Raw genomic sequence first — 17,069 nt, 5'->3', positions numbered from 1 at the left:
ACTGGAGTGGGAGACCCTCTGGGAAACCTGGTTCGCCGCCATCCACTCATACTTCATTTCTAAGCCTCACAGCATCCGCTGTGGGGCTTTTTTCATACTGACTGGTATGGGAGGTGTCCTCACACACGGGTGCAGAACGGACGGAAAACTATTGGTAGACAAACACCTACCCATTCGTATGGTCGCCCCGTTGGAGATGGGCTGGCGACAGCTGTTGTTCGAGAACTGGCCAGTCGATCCAGCCGTGATGGATACACACCTTCCCGCCGATCTCGAGCCTGATGTCTACGACGGGTCGGCGTGGCTCTCGATCGTTCCGTTCACGAACGTCGCGGTTCGACCGAAGGGAGTTCCCGAATTACTCGGAGTTCGGTTACCCGAACTCAACATCAGAACGTACGTCACTCACGACGGCGTTCCCAGCGTCTATTTTTTCAGTCTCGACGCACAGGGGCTCTCGAGTGTCCTCGGTGCTCGTCTGTTTCACCATCTCCCATACTACTATGCGCGTATCACGTTGGAGTGGGTAGACGGTCGGGTACAGTTCAGCAGCCGCCGTTGCCATCCCGGAGCACGACCGGCCCACTACGAGGGACGGTACTGGCCGACAGGTGAGCCGTTCTCGGCACCCGACGATCCTTTCGGGACGTTTCTCGTCGAGCGCTATCGGTTCTATACGCAGGCCCAGAACGGATCGATTCGATACACGGATGTCGACCACGACCCCTGGACGCTGTACCCAGCTACTGCCGAGATTACGACGAACACGGTCGTTTCGGCACACGGCTTCGCGAAGCCAGACGCCGAACCGGTGTACTACTACAGTCCGGGCCTCGACGTGGTCGCCTCACGGAGTAAGCGTCTGTAACGGCCAAACCAATCAACGACCCGAGAGACGAGTTCAGTTCGGACTCGAGAGGCCAGTAGCGTATCGACCGTCCGTCGAACTATTCGTTCACCCGAAATGTCACCCGGAACACTAACGTCCAGCCTCATCCCGTGGCGGCATGCCGCGTCGGCTGGCTAACCCTCGTGCCGGGTGGGGAACGCTCGGTGGTTCCCGGAACCTGTTGCGTGCCCGGGTTCGCCGTACTGTCATCGCACCCGAATGGGTACACTCGGACGGGGACTAAAGGCACGCAGTGGTACTAGTCACGTGGCAGGTTTAACTCTTGCAGTCGGGTTGTCTGGGTGTAGGATCGTGGTCGAACGCGGCTCAGGAGCAATGACGTGGGTGTCACCCGAGTCGGGTGGTGTAGAAGCAGAACTGTTGCGGTCTGGGGCACAACCGTCAGTAGAGGTAATCGTCTTCGGCCAGTTGGACATACTTGCCGTCGCGATACATATATTTTCGTTTTTTGTAGGCTGCAAGGATCTTCATGGCGTCGAGGCCGGCGGAGTAGCGATTTGAGATCAAGGCGTTCTCGGTGCTATCACCTTGCATGTCCGCGACGACATCGAAGGCCCAGTCCCAGTCGTCGGGTTTGTACTCTTCGACGATATCCGCAAACGAGATGTTGCGGAGGATCTCGTCACCGATCGCACGCTTCCAGATCTCGTTGTAGTTCTCGAGGGAGTCCGTCGCGGCGAGTCGGCCGGCGATCTTTCCGCTACGGACGGCGACGTGGTAGCCGCCTTCGTGAAACGCGGAGGTGGTACCCATCGCGCCGCCGGCGACGGCGATGTTGGCGCCGACGGGCGAGTCGATCGGTCGCGTCGAAGAGATCGGATAGGTTTCGGTCCCCTTCGATTTGCCCCGGCCCTCGACGATGGGGATGTCCTCCTCGATGTCGTACTCGTCGCCGTACTCGAGTTCGAGCAGGCGGGAGATATACTCGGAGCCGGACGGCAGTTGGTCGTCCGCGGGCTCGAGCAACTTGTAGGAGCCGGGGGTGTCGACATCTGCGAGTTCCATGCCGATCGGCATCGTCAGCCCGACGCGGGCGACTGTGCCGTCGTTGGGGAAGACCCACGGGTAGGCAGTTTCACCGGGCATGTACCCCCACCAGAACTTGAGTCGGTCTTCGAACTCGGCGAACAGTTCGTCGGGAAACTCGCGGTACTCCTGGTAGGCGATGTGGTTTGCGTTCGGCGGCGAGAGGTAGTCCGAAACGCTTCGGCCAGGCGGCGTGAATTGGTCGAGGGCATCGAGCGTAACCCGTCGCTGTGGGCCGTCGGCGAGGACGACGTACTGGGCCTCGAGTTGCTCGCCGCTCGAGAGCGTCAGCGTGTGTGTCGGTCCGTTGGGACTCGAGGCACGAAGGTCGGTCTCGAGGTCGGTGACGCTGGTGCCGACCCGCAGATCCGCGCCGGCGTCGGTGGCGCGTTCGTGGAGCCAGTCGTCCATACGTGCGCGGTGGAACGTATAGCCGAAGTGGGGGTAGCTAGCGTCCATTCCGGTCGTCGTCAACTCCACGGCGGTGTTCGGACCGATGAATTCAGTGCCGGCGAGTTCCCGGTGGATGATGTCGTCGGGAATCTCGCGGTAGTCGAAGTCCATGATGTCGATCCAGTAATCGAGCATTCCGGCGGCGTCGGTCGAGTCGGGGCCGATATCCTCGCGGTCCTCGCGAGGGACTCCCTGCTCGAAGAGGACCGTCTCGGCGCCGTGGGCGCTGGCCCGCTCGGCTGCGGAGGCGCCCGCGGGGCCACCACCGACGATCGCGACGTCAACGCGTTCCATGTTCCAGTTGGAGTCAATGGCCCGTATTAAACTACGTGCATTTCCAATCTACGCAGACGGTCACGATACGGGTACTGTTGGACGGTAACCGACGCAACGCGATCGACGAAACCGTTAGAAAGGACCCGTAAACCGACGGCCTCACCGCGGAACGAACGTTTTTCCACTGGCACGAACGAATGCTGTACATGACAGACGACCCTGGTGGGCCGAGTGATTCGGAACAGACCAACGTGCTCGTACTCCGGAGCGATACCCACGGCATACCGATCGAACAGTACGTCCAGGCACTTCGAAAGCGCCTGCCCGAGCGGACGGTCGAGCTTGCGTCGACGCCGGCTGCCGAACACGAGGCGATCCAAGCGGCGCCGTTCGTAACCGGCATGGCCCTCGAGGAATCGTTACTCGAGGCTGCCGATGCGCTCGACGTGTTCGCGTGTGGATTCGCCGGCACGGATCACCTTCCGCTGGCGGTGCTCGCAGAGCGGAATGTACGGGTGACGAACGCGTCCGGTGTTCACGGACCGAACATCGCCGAGCACGTCCTCGGGGCAATCTTGCGATTTACCCGGCTGTTTCACGTCGGTGATCGGCGACAGCGACGCCGCGAGTGGCGCCATTATCAGACCCACGAACTCCAGGGATCGACCGTCACCGTGGTCGGGCTCGGGGCGATCGGTCAGGCGGTGACCGAGCGCCTCGAGCCCTTCGGTGTGGAGACGATCGGCATCCGATACACGCCCGAAAAGGGCGGGCCGACCGACGAGGTGATCGGTTTCGAGGCGGCAGCCGTCCAGGAGGCGTTCGCTCGAACCGACTATCTGGTACTGGCGTGTCCGCTGACGGAGACGACGCGTGGTCTCGTCGACCGGGAGGCGTTGACGACGCTCGATCCGAACGCGGTGGTGGTCAACGTGGCCCGCGGGCCCGTCGTCGAGACGGACGCGCTCGTCGATGCGCTCCGACGACAGGATATCCGCGGGGCCTCGCTCGACGTGACCGATCCCGAGCCCCTCCCCGAAGACCATCCGCTGTGGGGATTCGACAACGTCCAGATCACACCCCACAACTCCGGACACACGCCCGAGTATTACGAGCGCCTCGCCGACATCGTCGCGGAGAACGTTCGCCGATACGACGAGGACGGACCGGGTGCGACACTCGAGAACCAGGTCGTACCCTGATACGGTTTGCTGTAACGATCTCTCGGTGAAACGAAGTTCGTTTCGGGTGTCGAAAGCGACCGACAGCGTTGCGTGCGAGCCGCGTCGCTACAGGGCGGTCGGTTGGCAAAGCCGTCGCTTGACTGTACCTTTTTCACCGTTGCAGCCAAACGGTGGATATGGAACGACGAGTTACACGTCGACATCGCGAGTCGACACGGGAGGGAGTTGGACCGCTCGAGCGAGTGCTCCAGTCTATGCCGGCCCGTGAGGTGGATCGATGACGCTGACGCTCGAGGGGACAGTGCTCGTCCCGGTTGCGGATCCCGACGACAGCGAGCGGACGGCCGGTGCACTCGAGCCGTATCTCGACGACTCGAGTACGGTCGTGATCGTCAACGTCATCGAGAAGGCCGGTGGCGGAATCGACAAAGCGCCGATGGCACAGCGCGAGGACTACGCCGAGAAGATGTACGAACGGGCAACCGAGGCCCTGTCGGACTCCCTTGCAACCGTCGAGACGGCGACGATCTATGGTACCGATGTCGTCGATCGGATCTTTTCGGAGGCCGAGAATCGAAACGCCGATGTCGTCGCGTTCACGCCGCGTAAGGGGAATCGACTCGCCGAGTTGCTCACCGGCGACATCGCCCGAAAGATGGTGAAGAAAGCCTCGATTCCGGTCGTCGCGCTCCCACAGCAGTCCTGACTACCGTTCTTCCGTCGTCGCTTCCTCGCGAAGTTGGCGTTCGAGATACCGGACGATCGCCTGGCGATACTGATCGGCGAGCACGTCGGCGGCGTCGTATCGGGTGGACGAATCGCCGGTGGTATCGCCGGCTGTGGCGTCGGGAGCGGTCAGCGATTCCGGATCGGAGATGACCGGGAGCATACCCGCCGTTAGAATCGATCAGGTTTGTACCCGATGCCAACACACGATGGGGTCGATCGAGAAATCGGCTAGTATTCGGTTGTTGGCCGTCGAATACGACCGTTACAGGTATCCGTTCTCGAGGAGGAGTTCGCCATTGAGAACGCTCGCGCCAGCGGCACCGCGGATCGTGTTGTGCGCGAGGCAGTTGTACTGGAGTCCAAACGGCGACTGCTGGAGTCCGCCTGCGGCGATAGCCATGCCGTCGCCGAGCGTTCGGTCCATCCGCGGCTGTGGCCGATCCGGCTGGTCGAAGACGTGAATCAGCGGATCGGGGGACGAACGCAGGTCGAGCGAGTCGTAGTCTTCCATCGCCGCCATCGCCGCTTCGGGCGTCACCTCGTCTGCAGTTTCGACCCAGACGTTCTCGAGGTGGCCGTCGATGGTCGGGATGCGGTTACACGAGGCCGAGACATCCACGCTGTTGTGTGATAGTTCGGCACCGTCGAACTCGCCGAGGAGCTTTCGGGATTCGGTCTCGAGTTTGTCCTCCTCGCTGCCGATGTAGGGGATGGCGTTGTCGATGATCTCCATCGAGGAGACGCCGTCGTAGCCGGCACCGGAGACGGCCTGCAGCGTCGCGACGTGGACCTTTTCGAGGCCGTACTCCGCGAGGGCTGCCAGCGTGGGGACGAAGGTAATCGTCGAGCAGTTAGGATTCTTGACCATCGCGCCGTCCCAGCCGCGCTCGTCGCGTTGGACCTCTATCAGATCGAGGTGGTCGGCGTTGACTTCCGGAATCACCAGCGGGATATCGTCGTCCATGCGGCCGTTCGAGGAGTTCGACGAGACGACGTAGCCGTCCTCACAGAAGCCGGGTTCGACCTCGGCCCCGACGCTCGAGGGGAGCGACGAGAAGATGAGGTCGACATCGTCCGGCACCTCGTCGGGATCAGTCGCGGTGACGGTCATATCGGCGACATCGTCGGGGATCGGACTGTCGACGCGCCATTTAGCGGCCTGTCGATAGTCTTTGCCCGCACTCGCTTCGCTCGCTGTCAGTGCAGCGATCTCGAACGCCGGGTGGGGCTCGAGAAGCTGAATGAGTCGTTGTCCGACGGCACCAGTTGCGCCGAGAATGCCTGCTCGTACTGCCATTTTCCGCCACTCGGAGGTGTGTCCGCAAAACGGTTTGGGTTTTCCTCGACGGACCGCGAGTCAGCGAGTCGGTCTGCACCAGTATAGAAGAGATTAAGAAAACGGAGTCTAACCTAGCTACCAATGCATTACGATCGAGAGGCAGTGCGGACATCACGACGACCGGCTACCGACCGACAGGGGTGGGATCGATGACGACGTCGGCTACCAGTTCCGACGGGCTCGGCCTGTTCGACTCGACGTTCAGTATCGTCTCGACGATCGGAGCAGTGCTGTTGGTCGTCATCGGTGTCGTCTCCCTCTGGACGGGCTACCAGGGGTCGACGCTGCCAGTTATCGGAACGGAGTTGACGATCATCACGGGCATCGTCGGCTTCATGTTCGCGGTGTTTTTCGCGATCGGGGCGTTCATCATGGCAGCGTTCATGGAACCCGGTTTCGATCGGTAAGCCAATCGGTTCGGCCCACTGGCGACGCTGTATGGACGATCGACTCACGAGTGACGATCAACTCCGGTACGGAGACGTACGCAGTGTGCGGTTCTCGAGAACGCGACGAACGATTACGCAGGAACTTCGGCGCCTTTCTTCCGGGTCACGTAGCCAGCGATTCGGTTGCGAACGCCTTTCGATTCGACGTTCGTGAGCTTCGTGACGCTTTCTTTGTTCTGTTCGAAGTCGGTCGTGAATGCCTCCGGGTACCGTTCCAGGAGGAGGTTCCCGGTCTTTTTGACGTAGGCCGGTTTGATTGCCATACCGGAACGTTCGTCTAGAGGCTCTTAATCCCTTTCTTGTTGGCGCTGTTCGTGATGCGTCTCTATCTCGAGCGCTCGAGCGATCGTCTCGGGCCTGGGTGTGCGTTCTCGATAGCGTGTCGCGAGTGCCTTTGATCAGCCCGGAGAGTATAATTCGACAGACAAACTAATATTTTAAGTATTAGAAACAGAGCATATATGCGCATGGTGCTACATTTCAGAGAGGCGACGAGTGTCTACAGACAGACGTTGCCGTACGTCCTCTTACAGCTCGCGATCGGGGTGGTGTTTGGCATACTCGGCGTGATTTACCTGAGTCTCGTCGGCTGGCTCGGGTATCGGTTCTTCGTCGGTGGGGGCGGGTGGAGCCTCCTCATCGTCGGCGGTGTCATGCTGGTCGGGCTCGTCTCGTTTGCGCTCGTCTGGCGACTGATCCAAAAGCACTTCCTGTATATGATCAAAACCGGCCACGTCGCCGTTATCGCACATATCGTCGAGGAGGGTGAGGTGCCGGACAATCAGATCAGCTACGGGATGAGACAGGTCAAGGAGTACTTCGTCGAGGCGACTGCGCTGTGGACGGTCAGTATGGTCGTCGATGCCGTTCTCAAACAGTTCAATCGGGCTGTCGCCCGAATTCAGGACATGATTCCGTTGCCGATCCCACCCCAACTACAGACGCTAATCGCGGTCGCCCAGAAGTCGATCGGGCTCGCGGTTCGGTATCTCGACAACGCGATCATCGCCTACATGTTCGTCGATCGCAACGACAACCGCTGGCGATCCGCCCGGGACGGACTGGTTCTGTACGGCAAGACCTGGAAGACGGTGCTTGGCTCGACGCTGCTCATCGTCATCGGGATGTACGTCCTGTCGTTCGTCCTCTTGGCGCTGCTGGCGCCGCTTGCCGTCGCGCTCGATTTCCTCCCGACGTCGCTCGAGCTCGTCTCGTGGCTACTCGTGGGCGGGATGGTCGCTATCGTCCACACCGGCGTCGTCAAACCCTGGGTCAAGACGGTCGTCGTCACGACGTTCCTGATCGAACAGCGCGACGAGGAACCCGATAGCGAGACGATGGAGTGGATCGCGGACCGGTCCGATCGGTTCGGTGAGGTCCTCGAGAAGGCCGACGCCGACGAATCGCTCGTCGACGAACCGTCCGAACCCGAGACCCCCGACACGCCGACCGATCCCGGCAGCGATCCGGCCGACGACTGATGCGGACTGGTGTCGCTCTGTGGCGGCGAGGCTACCGACGGTTGGGGTTCCACCGCCACTGGTCCACAGGCGTCCGTCTACGCAGCCGGTATCGATCGAATCGAACTCCGCAATTACCACGAAGCGTGGGTCCGAACGCGCTCTAAGGCCTCCCGTTCACGCGAGCTACCGGCACGATCGACGATCGATGCACACCACTCGAGGCGCGCTCGAAGCTTGGAGTCGTCGTAGCCACCGACCCCGAGGCGCGAGGCTGCGACGGTCGCTTCGATGACGGCCCCGAAGCCGCGATCGATCGTCGGGACCGTCGTTCGTTCGACGGCGGCCTCGACGGGCTCGAGCGTCCACTGTTCCCACTCGGTGCCGTCGTCGGTGCCGCTGTCTATGGGTTCGACGACAACGCGTGCCCAGGCGGCTGCCGCCTCGAGGACGGGGTCGTCGCGTTCGACGATCGAGAGGGCGGCGTCGGCGAAGACGACTGGATCGTCGACGAACTGGACGTAGCCGCCACCCTGTCGGTGGAAGTTACGTTTGGTTCGAGTGGCCCCCCACGTCGTCGCCGTCACCGGCTCGTCGGCGAACAGGCCGAGGACGGCGACGTTCCAGCGGTCGTTCGGACCGCGGGTCGTGACGACGGTTTCGGTCACACCCGACAACGAGACGGGCCACTCGTCGTCATCGGCTTCTCGGTCGCCCGTCGGCGCGGCGTCGTCGCTCATAGCTCGAGTGTCTCGTGCTCGAGGGCGATGAAGAGTCCGGCGGCGACGATATCTGCCGTCGTTCCCGGGTTGACGCCGCGCTCGACGAGCTCGTCGGCGAAGCGTTCGACGGCGTCGGGATCGGTCCCGAGAGCGTTACTGTCGTGCAGTTCGGCGGCGCGGTCGGTGACCTCGCGAGCGACGGTCTCGCCGTGGCGGTTCGCGACGAGGGTGTCGGGACGCTCGGCGAGCACGGAGAGAAAGACCGACGCGGCGCGATCGGTAGCGGGACCGTCCGCGTTCGCGAGGCGGTGGGCTGCCAGAAACGAGCGGTCGAAGCCGGTGACCCACTCGCGGGCGACGTCGTCGCCGGGAACGCTGTGGTCCATCACGTCGTAGAGGGTCAACCCGCGTTCGAAGAGCGCGGGGACGGCGTCGCTGCCGCGGCGAACGTCGAGGTCGTCCATCGATGCCGGCGGATCGTCGACGAAGACGTCGACGTGATCGAACGCGCGATAGAACCCGGCCGCGTCGGCGACGGTCGTCTCTTCGACGACGGACTCGGCGACGGCTGGCGAGAGCTCCGACCGAGAAGCGCGGACGAGTGGAACGAGCAAGAGCAGCGCGCCGAACTGCGTGTTGTCGCCGCGTTGGGTCGCCATCCCGTCGATCGCTCGCTCGAACGCCGAACCGACCGCGGCGCCGTCTGCGGCCATCTCGAGACCGGACTGTGCGCCGACGGCACCCGCGAGGAAGTGCTCGAAGTGCAGGTCTGGCAGATCCCGCGTTCGGTCGACGTTGCCCGGTTTGGGCGTGCCCGCGACCTCGAGCAGCAGTGCCAGGCGGGCGTTCTGGGCTGGCGTGTACATACGTGAACAGTCGAGCGCCTGCGGCTTGATACGGTCGGTTCCGAGCCACTATTCGCTCGATCGCAATACGGGGGTTCGATCGAGTGGTAACTTGGTCGAACCGACCGTTTGCACACCGGGGCCGTCTTCGAAGCTGGACCATCACGCCTAACCGTTCGCTCTCCTAACCCCCGCCGATGAGTGTCGAGGATGGGGACTGGACGCGCCCCGACGATCTCGAGGGCGTTCGCGAGGCGTTGATCGAGTGGTACGAGGCCGACCATCGCGACTACCCCTGGCGACGAACCGAGGATCCTTACGAGATCCTCGTCAGCGAAGTGATGAGCCAGCAGACCCAACTCGATCGCGTCGTGGAGGCCTGGCAGGACTTTCTCGATCGGTGGCCGACGACCGGAGCCCTCGCCGCGGCCGACCGCGCGGACGTCGTGGGCTTTTGGACCGACCACAGTCTGGGGTACAACAACCGGGCGAAGTACCTCCACGAGGCCGCCCGGCAGGTCGAAGACGAGTACGACGGCGAGTTTCCCGAGACGCCCGACGAACTCGAGGCGCTGATGGGGGTTGGTCCCTACACCGCGAACGCGGTCGCGAGCTTCGCGTTCAACGAGGGCAACGCGGTCGTCGACACGAACGTCAAACGGGTCTGCTATCGCGCGTTCGACGTTCCGGACGACGATTCGACGTTCGAGGCGGCGGCAAACGAACTCATGCCCGCGGGACGTTCCCGCGTCTGGAACAACGCGATCATGGAACTGGGTGGTGTCGCCTGTGAGCAAACGCCAAACTGCGAGGCGGCCGGCTGTCCCTGGCGCGAGTGGTGTAGCGCCTACCAGAGCGGCGACTTTACCGCCCCTGACGTGCCAACCCAGCCGAGCTTCGAGGGGAGCCGCCGACAGTTCCGGGGCCGTGTGATCGCCACCTTGCAGGCGTACGACGAACTCGAGATCGATACGCTCGGTCACCGCATTCGGGTCGATTACGCCCCGGACGGCGAGACCGGTCGCGAGTGGCTCGAGGGGTTACTCGCCGACCTCGAAGACGACGAACTCGTCGAGGTCGAACGGCGAGCGAACGAGACGGTCGCACGCTTGCACCGCTAAGGCGCCGTCTCTCACTCGGACGGCGTCGCCTTCTGCCAGGGTATTTGACGGTCGACCGCTTACTATCGCTATGGCTGACGTTCACGTCGTTGCGCTTTGTGGGAGTCTTCGGGATAGCAGTACGACGCGAGTCGCGCTCGAACGTGTCCTCGCGGCCGCAGAAACGGTCGGCGCTAGTACGGAACTGGTCGATCTCCGGGCATACGAGTTGCCGATGTTCGACGCGGACCGGGATCGGTCGGCGGCCGGCGACGCCGAGGAACTGGCCGCACGGATGCGCGAGGCCGATACGGTCGTGCTCGGATCGCCGATGTATCACGGCTCGTACTCCTCGCCGTTGAAGACCGCCCTCGATTACTGCGGGTTCGACGAATTCGAGGAGACGACCGTCGGACTGCTCGCCGTCTCGGGTGGCTCGTTCCCGGTGCCGGCACTCGAGCACATGCGATCGGTGTGTCGGGCGTTGAACGCGTGGGTGATTCCTCACCAGGTCGCGATTCCGAACGCTCACTCGGCCGTCGAGGACGGGACACTGGCCGACCCGGATCTCGAGAAGCGAGCCGTAACACTCGGCCGTCGAGCCGTCCAGTACGCGACGATCGAGCCAGATCCGGATTCCTTCGAGAGCGATCAGAACGTCGGCGCCGAAGGCAAGTAGCGATCACCGATCGAGAAACCGCTGGAGTCGCCGTTGATGGGCCAAAAACGCACAGCAGCCAAACAGCAGCAGGCCGATCTGGATGGCCTCGATTCGGATGACGACCGTGGTGATCTCGAGCGATAGCGGTGGGGAAACGATCGCCCAGTCGACGAGCCACGTCGCGGCGAGCAAGGCCGATGCGCCGAGACCGAGCAGCGCTGCCGGTACCAGTAGTGATAACACCGGATGTGCGGTGAACAGTCCTGGCCGAAGGTGGAATGCACGTCGCTCGAGGGCCAGTTGACCGGTCAAGAGGCCGACGAGAACGAGGGTCGCGATCACGATGCCGCGGATACCGCCGATCACCTCGGCGAGAAAGAGCCAGACGATCCAGCCGCCCGTCAACGCGAGTGCGGCGCCGAGACGCCGTGGCTGGATGAGATCGCTCACGTCGCTGATCGTCACGCCGAACACGCCGGTTCGAAGGACTGCTCCACAGAAGAGAATGCCGAGTCCAACGAGTGCCGTCGACGTCGTGCGAGCGTCGACCATGAGCCAGAACCAGAGCCCGACTGCGAGCGTCTCGATCGCTGCGGCCGTCAACGCCGCCGTCACGCCCACGAGGCGACGCCGCGTCGTTCGGCCTAACATGCCGGGCTGGCGAATAACGCTCATACCCTGGCTTTGGAGACAGGTGGTTTCGTTATGCAACCCTTTCTCCACCGTGAATGCACGCCGATACTGACTTTATACTTCGTTAACACGACGTTTATCCGGTTGCAGACTGCTCTCGAGGGGGGCCAGTGCGGCGATCCGACGGCGGAAAGTGTTGCCTACTCGGGGCCCAGCAGCTGGTGGCAGTCGGAACGGTGAACAGAACTATATACGGCGCTGCCATCGTGGCGGATTATGCCCGAAACGGACCAACAGGACAAGACGCTGTCCGAACTCGTCGTCAAGGAAGCGGTGGAGAGAGGACTCGAGTCGCCGATGCGTGACTCGATCCTCGAGGCGGTCGACGAAGCCGAGGGATCGTCGAAGCGGCGACAACTGCCACTTGCTGGGGCGGTGTTTGGACTCGGTGCGGCGCTTGGATTTCTGGCGGGCCAACAGTCCAGCGACGCCGAGACGCCGTCGCTCGAGGACGTCGAGGAGCCCGACATCATCGAGGACATCAACGAGAAAGCGACCGAACAGGCGGCGGAGACGGATCTGATCGACGAGCAACCCGACGACGACCAGTCGGGGAGTCGGCTTCCCCGTCTGGTGCTCGCGCTCGGGGTGATCGCTGGCGCCGCCCTCGTCGGTCGTCGATTGCTCGGCGGCGAAGACGAGGAGTGGGAGCCGATCGAGGAGTTCGAGCCGGCGACCGAATCCGACGTTGGCGACGAATCGACCGACGACGAGCCGGACGAAGCTGAGGTTGAGACCGCCGACGAAGACGAAACCGAAGAGTAATCGCACGTCGCATTTTCTTGGAAGGCATTCATACGGACTGGTGTCGTTCTTTACCGGTGATCACTGAATCCGTTCGAGCGATCACCGGGAAAACGCGACACCAATCCGTATCAGTGCCGAGTAGTCATCGCTGACGAAGAAGCTAAGGGGGCAACGCCGACAGTGTGCATGCAATGGAGACGACCCACCGCGTCGTCGTCGATGACGCTCGCGAGCTCGGGGCTATCGACGACGACGCCGTCGACTTGGTCGTTACGTCGCCGCCGTATCCGATGATCGAGATGTGGGACGACCTCTTCACCGAACTCGATCCGGCTATCGGCGACGCACTCGAGGCGGGTGACGGTGCGGCCGCCTTCGAAGCGATGCACGCCCAACTCGATCGCGTCTGGGACGAACTCGAGCGCGTGCTCGTCGACGGCGGAATCGTCTGTCTCAACGTCGGGGATGCGACCCGATCGGTCGACGGCAGTTTTCGCGTGTACCCAAACCATGCACGCGTGACGGAATCGTTCGAATCCCGGGGCTTCGATCCCCTCCCGGATGTCCTCTGGCGAAAGCCGACCAACAGCGCCGCCAAGTTCATGGGCAGCGGGACGTTGCCGCCGAACGCCTACGTCACGCTCGAGCACGAGTACATCCTCGTTTTTCGGAAGGGGTCGGATCGGCGGTCGTTCGAACCGCGCGCGGATCGTCGGTACGAGGCGGCGTACTTCTGGGAGGAGCGCAACACCTGGTTTTCGGACGTCTGGACCGATGTCAAGGGCGAACTACAGGAGCTGGCGTACGACGACACCGACGACCTCCGAGAGCGATCGGCTGCCTACCCGCTCGAGATTCCCTACCGGCTCATCTGTATGTACTCGGTCTACGGCGATACGGTGCTGGATCCATTCTGGGGGACGGGAACAACGTCGCTGGCGGCGATGTGTGCCGGACGGGACTCCGTCGGCTACGAACTCGAAGAAGCGTTTCTCGAGGTGTTCGACGAGCGCGTCGCAGCGGTCCCGGCGCTCTCGCGATCGATCGGCGACGCTCGGCTCGAGCGCCACCGCGAGTTCGTCGCCCAACGCCGCGAGGACGGCGAGACACTCGGATACGAGGCGACTCACTACGAGACGCCCGTCATGACGAAGATGGAACGGGAGATTCGCCTGCGCGAGGTCAGTTCCGTCACGGAGTCTGCGGACGGCTACCGCCTCGAGCACGAACCGCTCGCGGGCGAGTAGTAGCCGTCGACTCGAACACTCGTCGGTTTGGCCAACGCGAAACGTGGTATCGCTACACAAACCTTTTACAGTACCCTCGTGCGTACGGACGGTATGACTGACCACGTCGACCTCGACCGGTTCGACTCGCGGCGCTCGACCGTCTACGGCAACCGCGGGATGGTTGCGACGAGCCAACCGCTTGCGGCACAGGCGGGCATTTCGATCCTGCAGGACGGCGGCAACGCCTTCGACGCGGCCGTCGCGACGGCTGCCGCGCTCAACGTCGTTGAACCGACATCGACGGGACTCGGCGGTGACGTCTTCGCACTCTATCGCACCGCCGACGGGACCGTTGGTGCAATGCGCTCGTGTGGTCCCGCCCCGCAGGAAGCGACCATCGAATCCGTTACCCGCGCCCTCGAGCAAGCGGACGATCCGGGTCAGTACTACCCGGACTCCCGTGGCTACGCCGTCGACAGCGACGCGAGCGCGGACGAACTCGGGATGCCGTTTCTCGGCCCACACGCGGTGACCGTTCCCGGGACAGCTCGAGGCTGGGAGGCAACGGTCCAGAAACTGGGTCGCAAATCGCTCGCCGACGTGCTCGAGCCCGCGATCACCTACGCGACCGAGGGGTATCCCGTCTCGCCGGTCATCGCCCATCACTGGCAGGCCGCCGAGGCGTTGTTCACGGACGAGCACGCACGCGAGGCGTACCTCGTCGACGGCGAGAGTCCGTCGCCGGAACAGACGGTTCGGTTGCCGCGCCTCGGTGCGTCGTTGCGAACGGTCGCCGAGGAGGGTGCTGACGCCGTCTACGAGGGCAACATCGCCGACACGATCGTCGAGGAGATCCGGTCGGCGGGCGGATTCATGACCCGCGAGGATCTCGCCGCGTTCGAGCCCGAATTCGTCGATCCCGTCCAGACGACGTACAACGGCGCCGAGGTCTACGAACTTCCGCCGAACAACCAGGGACTGATCGCCCTCGAGGCGCTGAACATCGCCGAGGAAATCGGTGCCGGCGACTACGCCTACGATTCTCCGGATCGAATTCACGCATTCGCCGAGGCGACGAAACTCGCGTTCGTCGACGGCCACCGCTACGTTACGGACCCGACGTACGAATCGATCCCGCCGCTCTCGTCGAAGTCCTACGCCCGCGAGCGCGCACAGGCGATCGGCGACGAGCCGATACGCGATCCAGCCGTCGGCGTTCCGAACGCCAACGCTGAGGATGCCGATACCGTCCTGTTGACCGTCGGCGACGAAGCCGGCAATCTCGTCTCCTACATCAACTCCCGATTCGCCGGCTTCGGCAGCGGGCTGGTCGCCGGCGACACCGGCATCGCCCTCCAGAACCGCGGGGCGTCGTTCTCGCTGGACCCGGCTCATCCCAACAGCCTCGAGGGTGGAAAGCGACCGTTCCACACGCTCGTTCCGGCGATCGCGAAACTCGACGCCGACGATTGGCTCGCCTTCGGCGTGATGGGTGGGTATATGCAACCCCAGGGACACGTCCAGGTCCTTTCGAACATCGTCGACTACGAGATGGGGCTCCAGGAATCACTTGACGCGCCACGGTGGCGATATCGCGAAGACGGCACGCTCGGCGTCGAAGAACGACTCCCTTCGACGGCGAAACTCGCGCGCCGGGGCCACGACGTTCGGGTCCTCCCGCCGGTCACGTTCGGCGGTGCACAGGTCGTTCGGCATCGCGGTGAGACCCTTTCCGGCGCAACGGAACCTCGGAAAGACGGCGTCGCCATCGGGTACTGATACTCGTCTAACTCACCCGTCGTCGGTATCGGTATCCGTGTCACCGCTATCGGTGTCCGTATCGCTGTTGTCGGTATCCGTACCGTCGTCTGTGTCCGTGTCAGAATCGTCATCACCAGCATCGTCGACGATCCCCTCGCTATCTGAGTGAGTCTCTGCAGCGTCGCTGTCCGCTCGCTTGCCGTTCTCGAGGGCTTGTTCGTCAGCCAAGACGTACAGTACGATGGGTGGGACGAGATACGAGCCGATAGCGACCGCGGCGAAGATCGGATCGACGAAAACGAGGAGGCCGAATATCGCCAGTGCTGCCGCCGAGGCGGTATGTGCTGGGGTATGCGTATACGCTCGATAGTACGACCACAGGCCCCGTACCCATCGCGTTGCTGCGGGTCGTTCCGACACATCGATGGGATACGTTCTCGAGTGAGAAGGCATTTGGCGTGGCTGAGAACACCGTAGTCGAACCGTCAGCACCGCCTTATCGGTCGCCACGTTCGCCGTACACGTCCAGTAGCTCCTGATACCGGTTCCGAACGGTGAACTCGCTTACGCCAGTCCGTTCGTCGACCGTCTCCTGGGTGACGTGTTCGTTGGTAAGCCGCGCTGCAGCGTAGATCGCCGACGCCGCGAGCCCTGCCGGGCTCTTTCCGATGTGAATTTCGTCGTCTTTCGCCGCCTCGAGGATGTCCTGTGCGAGGTGTGTCGCTTCGTCGCTTACCTCCAGGGCGGACGCGAACGGCCGTAAGTGCTGCATCGGATCGGTCGGTGCAATCTCGAGTTCGAGCTCTCTCGAGAGGTACCGATACGCGCGCTGGATGGCTGCGTTGTCGATGCGGCTCACGGACTCGACGGTCGCCGGCGTTCGCGGCGTTCCGTGTTGCCGGGCTGCGATGTAGAGACTCGCCGTCGTCATCGCTTCGATCGATCGGCCGGGTAAGAGCCCTTCATCGACGGCCTGTCGGTAGATCACGGCAGCGGTTTCCCGACACGGCTCGGACAGTCCAAGCGCCGATGCCATCCGCTCGAGTTCGCCAAGCGCTTGCTTGAGATTCCGCTCGCGAGAGTCCGTCGCGGTGAACCGCTGGTTCCAGGTTCGAAGCCGCCGGAGCTGTCGGCGCTTCTGACTCGAGAGTTCGTTGCCGTAGGCGTCGGTCTCTTGCCAGCCGATCGTCGTACTGAGACCCTTGTCGTGGTGTCGACTCGTCACCGGTGCGCCGACTCGCCGACGGTCATCCCCCTCGAACGACCGCCATTCGGGTCCGCGATCGAGTTCGTCCGCGTCGGCGACGAGCCCACAGTCAGTACACACGCGCTCGCCGTGTTGGTCATCGTCGCGAATGCGACCCGCGCACTCCGGACACACAGACCGATTCCCGATCGGTTCCGTCTCGTGTTCGCGCTCCTGTACCGGCTCCTTGCCGGCCGTATCGATGATTGTTCTGGACATACACGTTCGACCCACCATTG

The 17,069-nt window shown here is 63.0% G+C and carries 19 protein-coding genes; 10 read left to right on the top strand and 9 right to left on the bottom strand.

The features are described 5' to 3' along the window. The first annotated feature begins 178 nt into the window (after positions 1-178). A complete protein-coding gene (locus tag D8Y22_RS06800) occupies positions 179-868 on the top strand; it encodes a YqjF family protein (RefSeq protein WP_141463960.1) in 690 nt (229 codons plus the stop codon). A 423-nt stretch (positions 869-1,291) separates the two neighbouring features. Here the strand turns inward: D8Y22_RS06800 and D8Y22_RS06795 are convergent, their stop codons facing one another. After that, a complete protein-coding gene (locus tag D8Y22_RS06795) occupies positions 1,292-2,683 on the bottom strand; it encodes an NAD(P)/FAD-dependent oxidoreductase (protein WP_141463959.1) in 1,392 nt (463 codons plus the stop codon). 188 nt (positions 2,684-2,871) lie between these two features. Between D8Y22_RS06795 and D8Y22_RS06790 the strand changes: the two genes are divergently transcribed. Together D8Y22_RS06790 and D8Y22_RS06785 are read left to right on the top strand one after the other, a co-directional pair. Then, a complete protein-coding gene (locus tag D8Y22_RS06790; RefSeq protein WP_141463958.1) occupies positions 2,872-3,867 on the top strand; it encodes a D-2-hydroxyacid dehydrogenase in 996 nt (331 codons plus the stop codon). Between the two features lie 259 nt (positions 3,868-4,126). Then, positions 4,127-4,555: a universal stress protein gene (locus D8Y22_RS06785; protein WP_141463957.1), complete on the top strand. Its 429-nt coding sequence runs from the start codon at positions 4,127-4,129 to the stop codon at positions 4,553-4,555. On the opposite strand, the gene D8Y22_RS06780 is transcribed toward D8Y22_RS06785, so the two are convergent. Together D8Y22_RS06780 and asd are read right to left on the bottom strand one after the other, a co-directional pair. Further along, positions 4,556-4,738 (bottom strand): hypothetical protein, encoded by a 183-nt coding sequence (locus D8Y22_RS06780; RefSeq protein WP_141463956.1) that lies wholly within the window; start codon positions 4,736-4,738, stop codon positions 4,556-4,558. Between the two features lie 102 nt (positions 4,739-4,840). After that, a complete protein-coding gene (gene asd, locus D8Y22_RS06775; protein WP_141463955.1) occupies positions 4,841-5,875 on the bottom strand; it encodes an aspartate-semialdehyde dehydrogenase in 1,035 nt (344 codons plus the stop codon). A gap of 191 nt (positions 5,876-6,066) precedes the next feature. On the opposite strand from asd, the gene D8Y22_RS06770 reads away from it, so the two are divergent. Next, a complete protein-coding gene (locus tag D8Y22_RS06770) occupies positions 6,067-6,324 on the top strand; it encodes a DHHC zinc finger domain-containing protein (protein ID WP_141463954.1) in 258 nt (85 codons plus the stop codon). Positions 6,325-6,437: 113 nt separating this feature from the next. Here the strand turns inward: D8Y22_RS06770 and D8Y22_RS06765 are convergent, their stop codons facing one another. Then, complete coding sequence (locus tag D8Y22_RS06765; protein ID WP_006184283.1) at positions 6,438-6,629, bottom strand: 30S ribosomal protein S17e; 192 nt, start codon at positions 6,627-6,629, stop codon at positions 6,438-6,440. A 204-nt stretch (positions 6,630-6,833) separates the two neighbouring features. Here D8Y22_RS06765 and D8Y22_RS06760 point away from each other — a divergent pair, with 204 nt between their 5' ends. Continuing rightward, positions 6,834-7,847 (top strand): hypothetical protein, encoded by a 1,014-nt coding sequence (locus D8Y22_RS06760; protein WP_141463953.1) that lies wholly within the window; start codon positions 6,834-6,836, stop codon positions 7,845-7,847. A 113-nt stretch (positions 7,848-7,960) separates the two neighbouring features. On the opposite strand, the gene D8Y22_RS06755 is transcribed toward D8Y22_RS06760, so the two are convergent. Then, positions 7,961-8,566 (bottom strand): DUF447 domain-containing protein, encoded by a 606-nt coding sequence (locus D8Y22_RS06755; protein WP_141463952.1) that lies wholly within the window; start codon positions 8,564-8,566, stop codon positions 7,961-7,963. Next, positions 8,563-9,414 (bottom strand): triphosphoribosyl-dephospho-CoA synthase, encoded by an 852-nt coding sequence (locus D8Y22_RS06750; RefSeq protein WP_141463951.1) that lies wholly within the window; start codon positions 9,412-9,414, stop codon positions 8,563-8,565. Before D8Y22_RS06750 ends, D8Y22_RS06755 begins: the two co-directional genes overlap by 4 nt. 176 nt (positions 9,415-9,590) lie before the next feature. Between D8Y22_RS06750 and D8Y22_RS06745 the strand changes: the two genes are divergently transcribed. Continuing rightward, positions 9,591-10,514 carry an HhH-GPD family protein gene (locus D8Y22_RS06745; RefSeq protein WP_141463950.1) on the top strand — a complete coding sequence of 308 codons (924 nt, stop codon included), beginning with the start codon at positions 9,591-9,593 and terminating at the stop codon, positions 10,512-10,514. A gap of 70 nt (positions 10,515-10,584) precedes the next feature. Next, positions 10,585-11,172, top strand: a complete 588-nt coding sequence (locus tag D8Y22_RS06740; RefSeq protein ID WP_141463949.1) for an NADPH-dependent FMN reductase — start codon at positions 10,585-10,587, stop codon at positions 11,170-11,172. Positions 11,173-11,175: 3 nt separating this feature from the next. Here the strand turns inward: D8Y22_RS06740 and D8Y22_RS06735 are convergent, their stop codons facing one another. Next, positions 11,176-11,829, bottom strand: coding sequence for a hypothetical protein (locus D8Y22_RS06735; protein WP_141463948.1), 654 nt, complete (start codon positions 11,827-11,829; stop codon positions 11,176-11,178). Between the two features lie 234 nt (positions 11,830-12,063). Between D8Y22_RS06735 and D8Y22_RS06730 the strand changes: the two genes are divergently transcribed. The 3 genes from D8Y22_RS06730 (at position 12,064) to D8Y22_RS06720 (ending at position 15,602) form a co-directional block, all read left to right on the top strand. Further along, positions 12,064-12,612, top strand: coding sequence for a hypothetical protein (locus D8Y22_RS06730; RefSeq protein ID WP_141463947.1), 549 nt, complete (start codon positions 12,064-12,066; stop codon positions 12,610-12,612). Positions 12,613-12,785: 173 nt separating this feature from the next. Beyond that, on the top strand, positions 12,786-13,841 hold the full coding sequence (locus D8Y22_RS06725) for a DNA-methyltransferase (protein WP_141463946.1): 1,056 nt from the start codon (positions 12,786-12,788) through the stop codon (positions 13,839-13,841). A gap of 93 nt (positions 13,842-13,934) precedes the next feature. Further along, on the top strand, positions 13,935-15,602 hold the full coding sequence (locus D8Y22_RS06720) for a gamma-glutamyltransferase family protein (protein WP_141463945.1): 1,668 nt from the start codon (positions 13,935-13,937) through the stop codon (positions 15,600-15,602). Between the two features lie 12 nt (positions 15,603-15,614). On the opposite strand, the gene D8Y22_RS06715 is transcribed toward D8Y22_RS06720, so the two are convergent. Then, positions 15,615-16,004 (bottom strand): hypothetical protein, encoded by a 390-nt coding sequence (locus D8Y22_RS06715; RefSeq protein WP_246084369.1) that lies wholly within the window; start codon positions 16,002-16,004, stop codon positions 15,615-15,617. A gap of 76 nt (positions 16,005-16,080) precedes the next feature. After that, positions 16,081-17,049, bottom strand: coding sequence for a transcription initiation factor IIB (locus D8Y22_RS06710; protein ID WP_141463943.1), 969 nt, complete (start codon positions 17,047-17,049; stop codon positions 16,081-16,083). Positions 17,050-17,069: the final 20 nt, after the last annotated feature.

Origin of the sequence: Salinadaptatus halalkaliphilus (assembly GCF_006543045.1) — an archaeon.
GTDB classification, from domain to species: Archaea; Halobacteriota; Halobacteria; order Halobacteriales; family Natrialbaceae; genus Salinadaptatus; species Salinadaptatus halalkaliphilus.
This window is presented reverse-complemented; position numbering and strand designations above follow the sequence as displayed.